This window comes from Treponema endosymbiont of Eucomonympha sp. (genome assembly GCF_001028545.1).
Map to the genome: position 1 here is coordinate 1 of NZ_BBPW01000362.1, position 690 is coordinate 690.

Sequence of the window (690 nt, forward strand, 5' to 3'; positions counted from 1 at the left end):
AAGAAAGACGGAAGCGGCGAGAAGTATAAAATTGGCTCCAAACTGATTATGCCGAAAGCTAACAAGACTCTGTTCGCACAGTGGCTGGAGCTTGACCGCCGCGTGTTCCACGCAAAAAAAGCGAATGACGAATGGTATGACGTGCAGGCTGTCCTTGCCGCAACCCGCGGTCACGTCCTCGTGTATGCCGACGCTGCGGAAAACCTTTCTCTTGCAAAGGCGAACGAGCTTGCTGATAAGTGCGAAAGCACCTATCAGAAGCTGGTTCCGGCATTCGGCGGCATTGAAGATGTTGACGGCAACGGAAAAATCATCGTGCTGTTCCTTGATATCAAGGATGACTACGAGACGCTTTCTGGCACGAATAAGCATGACCTCTACCACGATTCATTCGTGCGCGGTCAGTTTGACGCTACCCACATGACGGCAAAAGCGTATGACAGCCGCTCTAACGAAGCGGATATGGTTTTCATTGATACAAAACCCGGCTTTGACGAAATGAACGAAGTCTATCTGACTATCGCACGCGAAATCGAACACCTTATCAGCTACACGAAACACCGCGGTTCGCAAGAAACGTGGCTGAACGAGTCGCTTGCTATGGCGGCAGAGTTCGTGGCTGAAGGACAGCAGCAGAAGTGGATTAACTACTTCAACAAAGACGAATCTAGTTCTATCCGCAAGGGCAAC

1 protein-coding gene is annotated in these 690 nt (G+C 50.4%); it reads left to right on the top strand.

The window, feature by feature from the left end; all coding sequences use genetic code 11:
- The coding region (locus AWU74_RS11950) for a hypothetical protein (protein WP_187150924.1) at positions 1-690 on the top strand (690 nt) is incomplete at both ends.